We start from the raw sequence: 15,205 nt of genomic DNA on the forward strand, positions 1-15,205 counted from the left end.
ACCTCGCATTAACATTTTTGATGACTTTCTATGCTAGCGAAGCGGCGTCGGAGTTAAATTTTTAATTAGCAGACTATGAAAAAAAGTTAAGCATAAAACGCTGCAGCAGCCTGTTTTATAGCAGGAAAATGCAGCGCGGAATGCCGCAGCGGCATCCCGAATCGGTGGATTAACGACTGTGGTGCTGCTGCAGCCGTTCGCTGCGATAGACGCTCAGCAGGCACCAGCCGAGAGCGATCAGCGCCAGCGGCGCGGCGACGAAGCCGATGTTGCCCATGCCCAGATGCAGGCTCACCTGGTTGCCCAGCAGCGCGCCGCTGCCGATGCCGAAGTTGTACAGGCCAGAGAAGATCGCCATCGCCACGTCGGTGGCGTCCGGCGCCAGGCTCAGCACTTTGGCCTGCATCGACAGGCCGATGGCCATGATCGCCATGCCCCAGAAGATGCACAGCACCGTCAGGTGGCTTTCGCTGCCGGCGGCCGGCAACAGCAGCAGCAGGCTCAAGGCCAACAGCACGATGGCGCCGATAAAGAAGCCGGAAGGAAACCGCTCGCTGTAGCGGCTGAACAGCAGGCTGCCGACGATGCCGGCGGCGCCGAACAGCAGCAGCATCAGCGTGGTGAAGTTCTCCGACAGCCCGGCCACGGTCTGGATAAACGGCTCGATGTAGCTGTAGGCGGTGAAGTGCGCCGTCACCACGATGATAGTCAGCATGTACAGCGCCACCAGCGCCGGGCGTTTGAACAGCAGCGGCACGCTGGCCAGCGAGCCGGAATGCTCGCTTTTCAGTACCGGCAGCAGGCGCCACAGCAGCACCAGCGCCAGGGTGGCGCACACCGCGATGCCGATAAAGGTCATGCGCCAACCGAGCAACTGCCCCACCACCCGCCCGAGCGGCAGGCCGAGCACCATCGCCAGCGCGGTGCCCCCCGCCAGCAGGCTCAGCGCCTGGGCTTTCTTGCCCGGCGGCGCCACGCGGATCGCCAGCGAGGCGGTGATCGACCAGAACACCGAGTGCGCCAGCGCCACGCCGGCGCGCGAGATAACCAGCGTGGTGAAGTCCCAGGCCACGGCGGTCAGCACGTGGCTGGCGATAAACAGCATGAACACGCCGATCAGCAGCTTGCGGCGCTCAATTTTGCTGGTCAGCAGCATGCACGCCAACGAGGCGGCGGCGACGATCCAGGCATAAATGGTAATGATCAAGCCGACCTGTTCGGTTTGCATCGAGAAGCTGACGGCGATATCGCTCAGCAGACCGACCGGGATAAATTCGGTGGTGTTGAAGATAAAGGCCGAGACGGCGAGGATAACCACGCGCAACCAGGCGGTTGAGCGCGAAACGGGAGCGTGTTCCATGGTAAACAAAATCCGGACAGGTGCGGGCAAGTAGCGATATTTTAACCAACCGGCCCGCTAAATGCGATACGCGTCACACTTTAATTGTGTGGTTTTTTTCGCCGCATTTCGACACATTCGCAGACACACGGTTGCACAAATGCTGTGCTAATCTCTTGAAGCGTACCAATTTTTCCTGCCGCTCTTCCCCTCCGGCCGCCACACAGGACGCGCCGCGCCGAAGAACCGCGCGCAGTGTCCCTTTGGCGTTTTCTGAGGCGAGGTCATTATGTCTGCGATTTATGATTGGTCCGTGCTCGCATTGCGCAATGTTTACGATCGCCGCATTCAGGGCAAACCAGTGCTCGACAGCGCCGCGCTGTTCCCCGACGCCGAACGTTTCACCGCTCAATGGCGGCAGATCCGCGAAGAGGCGCTGACCGTCGCCCACGATCTGCACAATATTCCCCGTTTTCACGAGATCATGATCCAGCAGGAATCGATCTCCGCCAACGACGCGCGCGACTGGCGCATGTTCATCATGAAGGCCTACGGCCAGCCGATTGACCGCAACCTGGCGCGTTGCCCGACGCTGGCGGCGCTGATCGCTTCGTCGCCGGACGTACTGTCCGCCTCGCTCTCCTTCCTCGCGCCCGGCAAGCAGGTGCCGCCCCACCGCGGGCCGTTTCGCGGCATTCTGCGCGGCTATCTGGTGCTGGACATGCCCAAACGCGCCGACGGCGTACCCGCGGCGGTGCTGAAAGTGGACGGCCGCGAATACCGGCTGCACGAAGGGGAGTTCATGCTGTGGGACGATACCTTCGAACACGAGGTGTGGAACGACAGCCCGCAGGTGCGCACCGTGCTGCTGCTGGACATCCGCCGCCGCGACATGCCCGGCGGGCTGCGGCTGCTCTCCAGCGCCATCATCGCCCTGGTGCGGCTGAACGTGCGCTGGATGCAGCGCCAGTTCTGATTCCGGCGCTCAGGCGACTAACCGTCCTGAGAGATCGGCCATTGCTGCGCCAGCCACTGCTCGGCGGTGGTGGTGGCTATGCCCTGGCGCGCATTGAAGGTTTTCGCCTTATCCCAGGCCACGCCGTCGGGGCGGGCGAAAGCCAGCCGGTATTTGGCGCCGACGTCGCGCGGATGGTTCCGCACCTCCTCCTGCAGCCGCTCTTTGTCCAACAAGACTCTGTTGACCTCAACGCCCCAGTGCGCCTGCATGACATCGGCAAGCTCGCGGTAGGTCAGCGTGTCCCCAGCGATATAGACTACCTGGTTGCGAAACGCGGGCCGATGGAAAAAAATCGCGGCCGTCAGCCGGCCAATGTCCTCAGGGGTGGTCAGCGTCACCGCGTAGCGCCAGTCGCCCAGCGCGCGCACCGTTTTGCTTGCCGCGTCCACCACGCCAAAGCCGGGGTCAAACAGGTAGCTGGTGAAAATGCCCGTGGAAACAATCACCCACTCCGTTGCGCTCTGCGCGCGCAGCAGGTGACGCACCTCAAGCTGTTCATCCCACACCTGTTGCCCGCTGCCTTTACCCACGACATCGTAGTCCACGCCGAACTGCCACGGGAAGTAGCGCGCCACGCCCGCCAGCAAGACGGCCTGGGTGATCTTTATCTGCGTGCCCGCCCCGCCGACAAAGCCGCTGCAGTTGATCACCGCGTCGAAGGAACGGAATAGCGCGCTCAGCGCCTCCACGCCGTTTTGCTGCAGATCGCCTTCCACCACGGCGATCCCAAGCCGCGCCAGCTCATCCCGCCGCGCCCGGAGCGGGCCGCTCACGGCGCGGGCGGCCTCCGGCCGGAGCAGCACGCTGATTTTTAAAGCATGGTGTAACCGAGCCTGCCGGCTCATCGCACGCAATACCGGCAGCCCCAGTTCACCGGCGCCGAGGATGAGCACGGTATTGATAGATGGATTTGTGGATTTCATTCTTGCCTCCTGTCTTGACACTGCGCCATCCTGACAGCTGACAAAAACGGGTTCAATTAGGTACACGCGTGATACCGGAGAGGAATATGACGAACGATCGGGAAGCGCTGCTGCAATTTTCACAGGCGTTCTGTGAAGCATTGAGCAACGACGATGAAGGGTTAAAGCGTGAGATCCTCGCGCATGCGGGCAACCGTTGGTCGCTGGGGGTATTGCATCTCCTGGGTACCCACGGGCCGCTGCGCCACGGCGAGATAGGCCGCCAATTAGCGGGCGTGACGCAGAGAATGCTGACGCGGACGCTGCGCCATCTCGAGCGGGACGGGTTGATATCGCGCTGCGATTATCAGGAAAAACTGCCCCGCGTGGTTTACACCATCACCGACGCGGGGGAAGAGATGCTGCTCAACATGCTGCCGCTCTGGTCGTGGATTATCTCCTCCGCCGGCTCCTTCAGAGCGGCCCGCTCGCGCTACGATGATCAAGAACGAAGCGCCATCGAGGGATGAACGCGGGCATCCCTGCCCGTGGGGCGGCGCTCAGCCGCCGCCCAGATAGGCCTTTCTCACCTCCGGATCGTTCAACAGCTCCTGGCCGCTGCCGGTGAGGCGGATCTGGCCGTTGACCATCACATAACCGCGATCGGACAACTTCAGCGCGTGGTTGGCGTTCTGCTCCACCAGAAACAGCGTCATGCCGCTGCGGGTCAGCTCGCGCAGCACGCCGAAGATCTGCCGCACCACGATCGGCGCCAGCCCCAGGCTCGGCTCGTCCAACAGCAGTAGCTTCGGCCGGCTCATCAGCGCGCGGGCGATCGCCAACATCTGCTGCTCACCGCCGGACATGGTCATCGCCCGCTGGTTGCGCCGCTCTTTCAGGCGCGGAAACAGCTCGAACATGCGCGGCAAATCCTCCTCCAGGTAGCGATTGCCGACGGTGATGGTGCCCATCAGCAGGTTCTCCTCTACGCTCATGTCCGGAAAGATGCGCCGCCCTTCCGGCGCCTGCGCGATGCCGCTGCTGGCAACAAAGTGCGTGGAGCGGCGGCTGATGTCCTCGCCGCCAAACAGGATCTGCCCGCCGGCGATGCGCGGCTGGCCGAAGATCGACATCAACAGCGTGGATTTGCCCGCGCCGTTGGCGCCGATCAGCGCCACCGTCTCCCCGGCGTTAACCTGCAGCGACACCTTGCGCAGCGCCTGGATCGGCCCGTAAAACACGTCCACTTCGCGAAATTCCAGCATCGCCTCGCTCATCCCGCCAGCTCCTCTTCGTCCGCGCCCAGGTAGGCGGCGATCACCGCCTCGTTGTGCTGGATCTCCTGCGGCGTGCCGCGGGCGATCACGTCGCCGTGATCGAGCACGATCACCCGATCGGAGATCTCCATCACCATGCCCATATCATGCTCGATCAGCAGCACCGTGATACCGTGATGCTGGCGCAGGAAGCGGATAATGCGGCTCAGCGTGGCCGTCTCCACCGGGTTCAGCCCGGCGGCAGGCTCGTCGAGGCAGATCATCTCCGGCGCGGTGCACATGGCGCGCGCGATCTCCAGCCGCCGCTGCTGGCCGTAGGACATCTCCCCCGCCAGCCGGTTGGCGCAGTCCACCAGATCTACCACCTCCAGCCAGTAGAAGGCGTGATCGAGCGCGGCGCTTTCCGCCCGGCGGTAGCCCGGCGTATTCAGCACCCCGGCGATCAGGTTGCGGTTACTCTGCATGTGCTGCGCCACCAGCAGGTTCTCCACCACCGACATTTCGCGGAACAGGCGGATATTCTGGAAGGTGCGCGCCAGCCCGGCGCGGTTGACCAGGTGGGTGCCGCCGAACATCTTGTAATAGAGGCGCGAACCGAGCCGCTTCGGGCGTATCCAATCACCGGCGCGAAACTTCTGCCCCAGCACCTGGATCACATCGGTTGGCCGCTTGTGGGTATTGAGCAGGATCGCGCCGCCGGTGGCGCGGTAAAAACCGGTCAGGCAGTTGAACACCGTGGTCTTGCCGGCGCCGTTGGGGCCGATCAGGGCGGTGATGGAGCCGCGCTCCACCTCCAGATTGACGTCGTTCAGCGCCTTGATGCCGCCAAAGCGCATCATCAGGTGTTCCACCCGCAAAATGGCGTCGCTCATGGCGCCACCCCCTTGCGTTCCGCAAAGCTGGCGCGGCTGATGCGCACCAGCCCGCGCGGCCGCCAGATCATCATCGCCACCATCAGCACGCCGAACAACAGCACCCGGTATTCGGCAAAGCTGCGCAGCAGCTCCGGCGCCACCGTCAGCACGAAGGCCGACAGCACCACGCCAAGGGTAGACCCCATGCCGCCCAATACCACGATCGCCAGGATCAGCGCCGACTCGAAGAAGGTGAACGAGGTCGGGTTGACAAAGCCCTGATAGGTGGCGAAAAACACCCCCGCCAGCCCGGCGGTGGAGGCGCCCAGCATAAACGCCGACAGCTTCACCAGCACGTGGTTCAGCCCGAGAGAGCGGCAGGCGATCTCATCTTCGCGCAGCGCCTCCCAGGCGCGGCCGATCGGCATGCGCGTCAGCCGGTGCTTGATGTACAGCACCAGCAGCACCACCAAAAACAGCACCGCGTAGATGAAAATGAACTTGAGATTCGGGTTGTAATCGATGCCGAGAAACTCGTGGATCGGCACGCCGCCGTCTTTGGCGCGCCGGCCGAATTCCAGGCCGAACACCGTCGGCGCCGGCACCGAAATGCCGTTCGGCCCGCCGGTGAGCGACATCCAGTTGTTCAGCACCAGCCGGATGATCTCGCCGAACCCGAGCGTGACGATCGCCAGGTAGTCGCCGTGCATGCGCAGCACCGGGAAACCCAGCAGCGCGCCCGCCAACGCCGCCATCAGCGCCCCCAGCGGCAGCATCGCCCAAAACCCCAGCCCGAGATACTGGTAGCCCAACGCCAACCCGTAGGCGCCGATGGCGTAAAACGCCACGTACCCCAGATCGAGCAGCCCCGCCAACCCGACCACGATGTTCAGCCCCAGCCCGAGCAGCACGTAGATCAGGCCGAGGATCGCCACCGTCAGCAGGTATTTGGTGGCGACGAACGGGAACAGCAGCGCGATCGCCGCCATCAGCGGCAGGAACCAGCGCAGGTTGGATTTATCGCCCAGCGGCCGTACGTAGACGCCGTCGTTGCCGCCGTCGAAGCGCGCCAGCACTCTGCGCCCCGGCGCGGTTTGCAGGAACAGGCTCAGCAGCAGCCGCCCGACCATCACCGCGACGATAATCCACACCAGCCGGTGCGGTTCGAAGTTGAAGCTGTAGCCGTTCAGCACGATGCCGACGATCGGCCCGAACACGATCAGGGCGATCAGCCCGGCCAAGACGGCGTCCAGCAGGCTGCGTTTAACGTCCAGCCCGCCGTTGATCACGGATTGCGACATGGCATTCTCCTTAAACCTTGGCGATCAGCGGCCGGCCGAGCAGCCCCTGCGGACGGAAGATCAGAATCGCCACCAGCAACCCGAAGGAGAACACGTCCTTGTAATCCGAGTTCACCATGCCGGCGAACTGCGCCTCCGCCACCCCGAGCAGCAGCCCGCCCAGCATCGCGCCCGGCAGCGAGCCGATGCCGCCCAGCACCGCGGCGGTGAAGGCCTTGATACCGATGATAAAGCCGACGTAAAAATCGAAGGTGCCGTAGTTCATGGTGATCAGCACCCCGGCCAGCCCGGCCATGGCAGCACCGATCACAAACACCAGCGAGATCACCCGATCGGTATTGATGCCGAGAATCGAGGCCATTTTGCGATCCTGCTGGGTGGCGCGGCAGATGCGCCCCAGCCGGGTACGCTGAATGATGTAGGTGAGGATCGCCATGCCGAGCAGTGACGCCACCAGAATGAACACCTTGGTGTAGGTGATCTGCACCACGCCGCCGTCGAACTCCAGGCGGAACACGCCGCTCAGCAGCGTAGGGATACCCTGCTGGCGCGGCCCCTGGCTTATCTGCGCGTAGTTTTGCAGGATTAACGACATGCCGATGGCGGAGATCAGCGGCGCCAGGCGGGTGGAGTTGCGCAGCGGCTTGTAGGCAATACGCTCGATCACCCAGCCGTACACCCCGGTGATGACGATGGTGAACACCAGCGTGCCGAGGATCAGCAACGGGAACGAGTGCAGCCCGAAGAACGACAGCAGCGCCAAACCGATGGCGCACAGGTAGGCGGAGATCATGTACACCTCGCCGTGAGCGAAGTTGATCATACCGATGATGCCGTAAACCATGGTGTAGCCAATGGCGATCAGGCCATACACCGCACCGAGGGTCAGGCCGTTGATCAGCTGTTGCAGAAAGAATACATCCATAATGAGCAGTCTCGCCTGGTAAGGCCGCCAACGCAGTCCGACGCGGCCCAAAGGTCATCGCGGAACGGGCTCGCCAGGGCGGCGAGCCCGTCTGTCATAGAGTCACAACGTCAGTATTGGGTTGTTCAAAGCTGGTGATATTTGCCCTTGTCATCCCACTGATAGACCACGTAGTCCGAGACCTTCAGGTCGCCCTTCTGATCCCAGGCTTTTTTGCCCATCACGGTGTCGACATCGTGCGACTTCAGCCATTCGGCGGCCTTGGCGCTGTCTTTGCCGCCGGTGGCGTTGAAGGCGGCGGCGATCGCCTGGATCGAGGCATAGGAGTAGAGGGTGTACCCTTCCGGTTCAAAACCGCTGGCACGGAACTTGGCGATCACCGCCTTGCCTTCCGCGATCTGACGCGGATCGTTGCCGAAGGTCATCAGCACGCCGTTGGTGTACTGCGGCCCGCCGGCGGCGGTCACCAGCTCTTCGGTCACCACGCAGTCGCCGGAGAAGAACTTGGCGGTCACGCCCTGCTCGCGCATCTGGCGCACCAGCGGCCCGGCTTCCGGATGGCAGCCGCCGAAGTAGACCACGTCCGGCTTGACCGAGGCGATCTTGGTCACCAGCGCGTTGAAATCTTTCTCACCGCGCGACAGCCCCTCATACAGCACTTCCTTGACCCCGCGCTTGTTCATTGCCGCCTTCGCTGCGTCCGCCAGCCCCTGGCCGTAGGTGTCTTTATCGTGGATCACCGCGATGCGTTTGGCCTTCAGGGTATCCAGCATGTAGTTGGTGGCGATCACCCCCTGCTGATCGTCGCGCCCGCACATGCGGAACATCGTCTTCATGCCGCGCTCGGTGATCTGCGGGTTGGTGGAGCCGGGGGTAATGGCGATGATGCCGGCCTCGTCATACACCTCGGAGGCGGGCATGGTGGAAGAGGAGCAGAAGTGGCCGACCACCGCCGAGACCTTGTCCTGATCCACCAGCCGGTTGGCGACCGCGACCGCCTGCTTCGGTTCGCAGGCGTCATCCCCCTGCACCAGTTTGATTTTTTCCCCTTTGATGCCGCCGGCGGCGTTGATATCCGCCGCTGCCTGCGAAGCCCCGCGCCAATACTGATCGCCGTATGTGGCGTTCGGCCCGGAGAACGGCCCGGCGACGCCGATGACAATATCGGCCTGCGCGGAAAACGCCGTACCTAAACAACCGATGAGCAAAGCAGCGAGCGGACTTTTTATCAATTTCGATGACATTGTTATCTTCCTCAGCACTGTTGTAGCGAAACGCCCTGGGGCGCGGATCAGTCACTTTATGTGTAGACGGGGAAAATAATTTTCTTGAGAGCGCAGTCGCATTCCCCAAAAATGGGTAAGCAAAAATCCAGCCATTGTGACGACGAATACATATTGTTTGCTTATTCATCCTACATATCAGTTGCGGCGCGGCGTGTGGCGGCGTTAGCCGGAGACTGGGCAATACGGCTAGCGCGAGAGGAAGTATGGGAGGGAGAACGGCCCTGCACCATCGCCGTGCAAAGGCGTGTGCAAGCGGCGTCAAAACGATTTGGGATGCAAAAATCAACGCATAGCGATGGAAAATGCCGAAAAACAGCGCAAGGTGCTCATTCCCTCAGCAAACGCACTTTTTTTGCAGTTTAGCGCTTTGACAAACCCCAGGCGCCCCGCTATTATTCGCCCCGTTCACACGATTCCTCTGTAGTTCAGTCGGTAGAACGGCGGACTGTTAATCCGTATGTCACTGGTTCGAGTCCAGTCAGAGGAGCCATATTTAGAGAAGCCCGCTTAAGGAAACTTAAGCGGGCTTTTTGCTTTAACGCTAAATGCATCGACAGGCAGCGTTACTCTTTGGCTATCGGCGCGTCATTCTCATCAATTTTTACCTTGCCCTGAATATCCGCAATCTTCTGCTCCAGATCCGCCACCTGCGCTTTGCTGTGCAGCAAGGTATAGGTCAGATCAAACTGCGCACTGGCGCCTGGCTGCAGCTGCTTAACGCGTTTTTGTTCGCGCTCGATAGTGACCGGGTAGGCATAGCTGGTGCCCGGCTCAATCCCCGTGACATACCCCTGTTTTAACGTATCGGTATTCTTCCACAGCGTCAGGACGGGCAACTGGCGGGTATCGAACTGAATCGCCACCCCTTTGTCGCCCGCGTTATTGACCAGCGCCGCCAGTGTCTGATGATTCGGATCCGATAATGGCTTAATGTTAAAGACCATTTCATCGAACACTTTGGTTGGACCGGCATAGGTTGCCCAGGTCTTCAGCCCGGCTTTGGCATAGTCGTTAAACGGGCTGATGCTGGCCATCGGCGCCAGGAAGCGGGCGCCATTTTCCAGAATCGGTGCGCCGAAATTGCTGTGATAAATAATCTGGTAGTCATGGGGATAATCCGCCCGGTTGGTTAACACATCATGCAGGCGGAAACTGTTGCTGCCGGGCACATAGCGCAATTCGGTCAGGGTTTGCAGATCGGCTTTTTTGAATGTGCTCTCTTTGATCAGGCCGCGAACACGAATTTCATACGGCGCCGTATCCGCGACCTCAACCTCAACCCGCGAGGCCGGCGTATTGCCCGCTTTGCCGTGCAACGTGTACATTTGCCCTCCTTCGGTCACCGGATGACCGGTCCACTCATAGCCACAACGCACCATCATCTCATTGAAACCTTCCAGCCAGCCGAGCCCATTGCGGCTTTCCAGGTTGATAAAGGCGGGGTTGACCACCTCTTTGACTGGGGAATCCCATCCCATTTTCGCGCCAAATCCTTCTGCCCGCAGGAGGTTCATGCCACGGGTGGGACTCAGCGTGATGGTCAGGCCATCCTCGCTGCGGATAATCACGACTTTGCTGCCTTCTTGCTTACCGCCGTGCAACACCTTCTGCTCAATGCTGAACGTTTTATCCTTAATCTTCAGCGCCTCGCTCGAAATCTTCCAGTTTCCTTTCTCCACGCCATCTTCAGCGCTGGTCAGCACCCAACTCTGCGCCGCAGCCTGCCCTGAAATCAGGGCCGAAAACACCGCCATCACCCATGTCTTTTTCATTTCCCTTCCCCTTTAGCTGAATCGATTTTTTATAAACAAGGAAAATCTACTGTTAAGCAGGTTAAAGAAATGTGATGAGCTTCACCGGGTGAGTACTTGACGAAATAGCGCGATAAAAATACGAATTTCATCGCAGTTTTAATGAAAGACGTTGACTTTTTGCACATTAAACGAGCTACTTATCAATATAATTTGTATCGTTTCAGCTAAGGAGCAAGGAGACAGTTACGGGCAAGCAAGACATCGTAAAGGGAGTGCGCGTGGCTTGTTTAACGCTATCCGGCCCAAACGACAGTGCTCAGACAGCCTGCCCGTCTTGCGCCTCTTTGCTTTTACGGCCGCCTGGTTGTTTCAAAGCATCCCAGGTACGCAAAGCCCGCTCGGGGAAACCTGAGCGGGCTTTTGCTTTTCTGCCGTTAGCGCTTACAGCACAAATTCGTAGTGCGAACCGTCCGGCAGTTCGATGTCCAGGCGCAGTTTGCCGCCGGCCGCCTCAACATAGCGTTTAAGCGAAGACAGTTTCAGATCGCGGCCCGGTTTTTCCATCACGGCAACGGTCGGCTGCCTGATCCCCAGCGCCTGCGCCATTTCAACCTGCGTTTTCTGTACTTTTTCACGCAGCTCGGCAAGGTGAATGTTCAGCATGATGTCCGCCGCCAGCGCCTGCGCTTTGGCCACGACCTCGGGCTTTTCATCCGCAATAAGCTGTTCCAACGTTATGCCCATCGCGTCACTCCTTCTCGTTTAATGTGTTCAGCCAGTTCGTGAATTCCCGATCGGCAACCTGGATCATCCGATCGTAAAAACGCTTTTCATTACCGGCTTTATTGCCCGCGCAAAGCACAATGCCAATACGGTACGGAGCGAAAGCGAAGAATGCCCGCAACGGTTCGCCTCGGCACTGAATGCGCAACTCTTTCATATTGCTGTAACGTGAGCCTTTAACCGTATCGGCATAGGGTCTGGGCAGCCCCGGCCCCTTTTCCCGCAGGACCATCAATGCGGCAAGTACGCCGGCCCGATCGGCATCGCTGAGCGATCTGTACCAATGATCAAATGCATCCGTTGTTTTAATTTCCCACACGGGACCTCCCTAAAATATAGATCGGTAACTATATAGATGTAAAGCTATAGCAGAGAGGCGCAGGGATAACATGCAAAGGCATACGTGGATACTGCAAGGCTGAACGTACATCCACGTATTTTGCAAACGCAGTGCGAGGTATTCATCTTTTTACGTACGGTATCGAACAATCGTTCAGAGGCACGGGGCGCTTCCCCGCCGCCCCTTTATGAACCCTGTCACAAAAAGCGCATAACGTTTTCGGCGTTCTGCGCAGCGGGCGATGAGCGGCAAACTTGTTAACGCCACGTTACATCAGGTTAGGCAACATTGTTAACGCCGATTGATGCGTCACACGCATCGCGCCATGCGTTTATTGCGCTTATTTACTTTATTTTCCTGAGCGAATCTTCAGCAACAGGCGCGGCGTCAAGCGCCAATAACAAACTGGAGATAAAGATGCATTCCTCTACCTCACCCATGACCATCAGGGCCAGAACCGGCGCGATACTGCGCGTCACCTCCGGCAACTTTTTAGAACAGTTCGATTTTTTCCTGTTCGGCTTTTACGCTACCTACATCGCACACACCTTTTTCCCGGCCAGCAGCGAATTTGCCTCGCTGATGATGACCTTCGCGGTATTCGGCGCCGGTTTTCTGATGCGCCCGATCGGCGCTGTCGTGCTAGGTGCTTACATCGATAAAGTCGGCCGCCGCAAAGGGCTGATCGTGACCCTGTCGATCATGGCCGCGGGCACCTTCCTGATCGTGCTGATCCCCTCTTACCAAAGCATCGGGCTTTGGGCGCCGCTGCTGGTGCTGTGCGGGCGTCTGTTGCAAGGCTTCTCGGCGGGCGCGGAGCTGGGCGGCGTGTCCGTCTATCTGGCTGAAATCGCCACGCCGGGCCGTAAAGGCTTCTACACCAGCTGGCAGTCCGGCAGCCAGCAGGTGGCTATCATGGTGGCGGCGGCCATGGGCTTCGCGCTCAATGCGGCGCTGGAAGAAAGCGCCATTCGCGAATGGGGCTGGCGCCTGCCTTTCCTGTTTGGCTGCCTGATCGTTCCCTTCATCTTCTTCCTGCGCCGCAAGCTGGAAGAGACGCAGGAATTTACCGCTCGCCGTCACCACCTGGCGATGCGCGACGTGTTTAAAACCCTGCTGAAAAACTGGCCGGTGGTGATCGCCGGCATGCTGATGGTCGCCATGACCACCACCGCGTTTTATCTGATCACCGTCTATGCGCCGACCTTCGGCAAAAAGGTGCTGCTGCTCAGCGCTTCCGACAGCTTGCTGGTCACCCTGCTGGTGGCGATCTCCAACTTCATCTGGCTGCCCATCGGCGGCGCGCTGTCGGACCGCTTCGGCCGCAAACCGGTGCTGGTCGCCATGACGTTGCTGACGTTGGCCACCGCCTACCCGGCGCTGAGCCTGCTCGCCGCCGCCCCCAGCTTCAGCATGATGCTGGCCGTGCTGCTGTGGCTGTCCTTCATTTACGGCCTCTACAACGGCGCGATGATCCCGGCCTTGACGGAGATCATGCCGGCGGAGGTGCGGGTGGCCGGGTTCTCGCTCGCCTACAGCCTGGCGACGGCAGTGTTCGGCGGCTTTACGCCGGTAGTCTCCACCGCGCTGATCGAATACACCGGCGACAAGGCTTCACCGGGCTACTGGATGAGCTTCGCCGCGCTGTGCGCCCTGCTGGCGACGCTGTATATGTATCGCCGCATCGCCATGCCGCTGCAAACCGCGCGCTAAGCCGCCATCTCAAAAGGAATGATGTCATGCTAAAACTCACTCGTTCGATCCTCGCCGCGCTGGTGTGCGTCTCCTGCAGTACGGCGGCGCTGGCCAAAGACGTGACCGTGATGATCTCCGGCGGCTTCAAAGCCGCGCTGGAGAAGCTGGCCCCGGAATATGAAGCCCAAAGCGGCGATAAAATCATTCTGGTGTCCGGCCCCTCGATGGGCAAAACGCCGCAGGCGATCCCCGCGCGGTTAGCGCGCGGAGAGCAAGCCGATGTGCTGATCATGGTGGGCGACGCGCTCACCCAACTGGAAAAAGAGCGCTGGACCCAGCCGGGTTCGCGCGTGGAGCTGGCCGATTCGCCGATCGGCATGGTGGTCAAACAGGGCGCGCCCAAGCCGGTGGTAAAAACGGATGCCGACCTGCGCAAGGTCCTGCTGCAGGCGGACTCTTTCGCCTATTCCGACAGCGCCAGCGGCCGCTATGTCAGCGGCCAACTGTTTAAAAAGCTGGGTATCGAGGAACAGGTGAAAGGGAAAGCGCATAAGGTTGAGCGCATTCCGGTGGCCTCTGAAGTGGCGCAGGGGAAATACGCACTGGGCTTCCAGCAGGTCAGCGAATTGCTACCCGTGGCGAGCGTGACCTTTATCGGCGAGCTGCCGGAAAACGTGCAGTACATCACCCGCTTCGCGGGCGCGGTGACCGCCAAGGCGGAGCACCGCCGCGAAGGCAAAGCGCTGCTGGACTTCCTCGCCTCCTCTCAGGCGCAGCCGACCATTCGCGCGACCGGCATGCGAACCGTGCCGGCGCCGCAGCCGGTCAGGCAGAGTGATACTGTTCAGTAATCAGCTTTTCCAACTCGGCGGCGACGAAAGACTGCATGCGGCCGCCGCGTCTGATGAGGCCTACGGTGCGTTTCACCACCGGATCGACCAGCGGCACCGACGTCAACACTGAATGCTCTGAAGCGGGCATCGACATGGCGGGCACGGCGGCAATGCCGATGCCCGCCTCAACCATGCCCAGCATGGTCGTCACATGGCGAGTTTCACACACGCTGGGGCGTTCCGGCACGAGGTGTTCCAGGCGCTGATCGAGCAGATTGCGATTGCCGGAGGTTTTATCCAGCGACACGTAATCCTGCTGATAAAACTCCCGCCAGGTGAGGCTCTTTTTACCGGCGAGCGAATGGTCACGCCGGCAGGCGGCCACGTAGACGTCCCCCACCAACGGCACAAACTCAAGATTAGGCTGCAGCCGCCCTGCGAAGCAGATGCCGAAATCGGCCTGGCCGCCGGTGACCGCCTCGATGACATTGCCTGCGCTGCCGTCGATCAGCTTAACGCGCACGCGCGGATAGCGAAGCCGGAAACGGCGTATCACGTCGGGCATGAAATAGTAGGCCGCCGATGGTACCGTGGCGACGGTGACCAGCCCCACCCGCTCCTGGCTGACCTTATCGATATCGGCCATCACCGCTTCGACGTTCATCAGTAACTGCTCCGAACGTTCGGCGAAGGCCTGCCCGTACAGCGTCAAGGTCACGCGCCGGGTGGTGCGGTCGAACAATTTGATGCCCAGCGCGTTTTCCAGCTTCTCAATCCTGCGGCTCAATGCCGACTGCGACAGGCAGATGGACTCTGCGGCCAGCCGAAAATTGCCGTACTCCACCAGCGCGCGAAACGCATAAAGATCGTTGAGATCAAAATTCACGGGCATAACGGC

Annotated in this window: 15 protein-coding genes and 1 tRNA gene; 5 read left to right on the plus strand and 11 right to left on the minus strand. The window is 60.5% G+C overall.

Going from position 1 to position 15,205, the window contains the following annotated elements:
- Positions 1 to 169: 169 nt before the first annotated feature.
- A complete protein-coding gene (locus GUC32_RS16290; RefSeq protein ID WP_342122004.1) occupies positions 170 to 1,360 on the minus strand; it encodes a sugar transporter in 1,191 nt (396 codons plus the stop codon).
- A gap of 268 nt (positions 1,361 to 1,628) precedes the next feature.
- On the opposite strand from GUC32_RS16290, the gene GUC32_RS16295 reads away from it, so the two are divergent.
- A complete protein-coding gene (locus tag GUC32_RS16295) occupies positions 1,629 to 2,315 on the plus strand; it encodes an aspartyl/asparaginyl beta-hydroxylase domain-containing protein (protein ID WP_025303486.1) in 687 nt (228 codons plus the stop codon).
- 17 nt (positions 2,316 to 2,332) lie between these two features.
- On the opposite strand, the gene GUC32_RS16300 is transcribed toward GUC32_RS16295, so the two are convergent.
- The gene (locus GUC32_RS16300; protein WP_369435327.1) at positions 2,333 to 3,280 is read right to left on the minus strand and encodes an aromatic alcohol reductase; all 948 of its coding nucleotides are present in this window, start codon (positions 3,278 to 3,280) and stop codon (positions 2,333 to 2,335) included.
- Between the two features lie 86 nt (positions 3,281 to 3,366).
- On the opposite strand from GUC32_RS16300, the gene GUC32_RS16305 reads away from it, so the two are divergent.
- Complete coding sequence (locus GUC32_RS16305; RefSeq protein WP_089181113.1) at positions 3,367 to 3,789, plus strand: helix-turn-helix domain-containing protein; 423 nt, start codon at positions 3,367 to 3,369, stop codon at positions 3,787 to 3,789.
- Between the two features lie 30 nt (positions 3,790 to 3,819).
- Here GUC32_RS16305 and GUC32_RS16310 read toward each other — a convergent pair whose 3' ends face one another.
- From GUC32_RS16310 to GUC32_RS16330, 5 genes are all read right to left on the minus strand, one after another.
- Positions 3,820 to 4,536 (minus strand): ABC transporter ATP-binding protein, encoded by a 717-nt coding sequence (locus tag GUC32_RS16310; protein WP_025303489.1) that lies wholly within the window; start codon positions 4,534 to 4,536, stop codon positions 3,820 to 3,822.
- On the minus strand, positions 4,533 to 5,408 hold the full coding sequence (locus tag GUC32_RS16315) for an ABC transporter ATP-binding protein (RefSeq protein ID WP_025303490.1): 876 nt from the start codon (positions 5,406 to 5,408) through the stop codon (positions 4,533 to 4,535). Before GUC32_RS16315 ends, GUC32_RS16310 begins: the two co-directional genes overlap by 4 nt.
- Positions 5,405 to 6,691, minus strand: a complete 1,287-nt coding sequence (gene livM, locus GUC32_RS16320; RefSeq protein WP_369435328.1) for a high-affinity branched-chain amino acid ABC transporter permease LivM — start codon at positions 6,689 to 6,691, stop codon at positions 5,405 to 5,407. Before livM ends, GUC32_RS16315 begins: the two co-directional genes overlap by 4 nt.
- Positions 6,692 to 6,701: 10 nt before the next feature.
- Positions 6,702 to 7,616, minus strand: coding sequence for a branched-chain amino acid ABC transporter permease (locus tag GUC32_RS16325; protein WP_004928592.1), 915 nt, complete (start codon positions 7,614 to 7,616; stop codon positions 6,702 to 6,704).
- A gap of 125 nt (positions 7,617 to 7,741) precedes the next feature.
- Positions 7,742 to 8,860, minus strand: coding sequence for a branched-chain amino acid ABC transporter substrate-binding protein (locus GUC32_RS16330; RefSeq protein ID WP_016927040.1), 1,119 nt, complete (start codon positions 8,858 to 8,860; stop codon positions 7,742 to 7,744).
- Between the two features lie 456 nt (positions 8,861 to 9,316).
- Between GUC32_RS16330 and GUC32_RS16335 the strand changes: the two genes are divergently transcribed.
- Positions 9,317 to 9,392, plus strand: a tRNA-Asn gene (locus GUC32_RS16335).
- A 73-nt stretch (positions 9,393 to 9,465) separates the two neighbouring features.
- Here GUC32_RS16335 and GUC32_RS16340 read toward each other — a convergent pair.
- From GUC32_RS16340 to GUC32_RS16350, 3 genes are all read right to left on the minus strand, one after another.
- Positions 9,466 to 10,674 carry an aldose 1-epimerase family protein gene (locus tag GUC32_RS16340; RefSeq protein WP_369435329.1) on the minus strand — a complete coding sequence of 403 codons (1,209 nt, stop codon included), beginning with the start codon at positions 10,672 to 10,674 and terminating at the stop codon, positions 9,466 to 9,468.
- Positions 10,675 to 11,097: 423 nt separating this feature from the next.
- The gene (locus tag GUC32_RS16345) at positions 11,098 to 11,400 is read right to left on the minus strand and encodes a transcriptional regulator (protein WP_369435330.1); all 303 of its coding nucleotides are present in this window, start codon (positions 11,398 to 11,400) and stop codon (positions 11,098 to 11,100) included.
- Positions 11,401 to 11,404: 4 nt separating this feature from the next.
- Entirely contained in the window at positions 11,405 to 11,758 is a 354-nt protein-coding gene (locus GUC32_RS16350; RefSeq protein WP_369435331.1) for a type II toxin-antitoxin system RelE/ParE family toxin, read from the minus strand.
- A gap of 438 nt (positions 11,759 to 12,196) precedes the next feature.
- On the opposite strand from GUC32_RS16350, the gene GUC32_RS16355 reads away from it, so the two are divergent.
- On the plus strand, positions 12,197 to 13,492 hold the full coding sequence (locus tag GUC32_RS16355; protein WP_369435332.1) for an MFS transporter: 1,296 nt from the start codon (positions 12,197 to 12,199) through the stop codon (positions 13,490 to 13,492).
- 26 nt (positions 13,493 to 13,518) lie between these two features.
- Positions 13,519 to 14,325 (plus strand): substrate-binding domain-containing protein, encoded by an 807-nt coding sequence (locus tag GUC32_RS16360; protein ID WP_369435333.1) that lies wholly within the window; start codon positions 13,519 to 13,521, stop codon positions 14,323 to 14,325.
- On the opposite strand, the gene GUC32_RS16365 is transcribed toward GUC32_RS16360, so the two are convergent.
- Positions 14,300 to 15,199 carry a LysR family transcriptional regulator gene (locus GUC32_RS16365; RefSeq protein ID WP_043143085.1) on the minus strand — a complete coding sequence of 300 codons (900 nt, stop codon included), beginning with the start codon at positions 15,197 to 15,199 and terminating at the stop codon, positions 14,300 to 14,302. The two genes, GUC32_RS16360 and GUC32_RS16365, sit on opposite strands and share 26 nt — an antisense overlap.
- Positions 15,200 to 15,205: the final 6 nt, after the last annotated feature.

The sequence above is a fragment of the Serratia sp. NGAS9 genome (assembly GCF_009905295.1).
In the GTDB taxonomy this organism is placed as follows: domain Bacteria; phylum Pseudomonadota; class Gammaproteobacteria; order Enterobacterales; family Enterobacteriaceae; genus Serratia; species Serratia bockelmannii.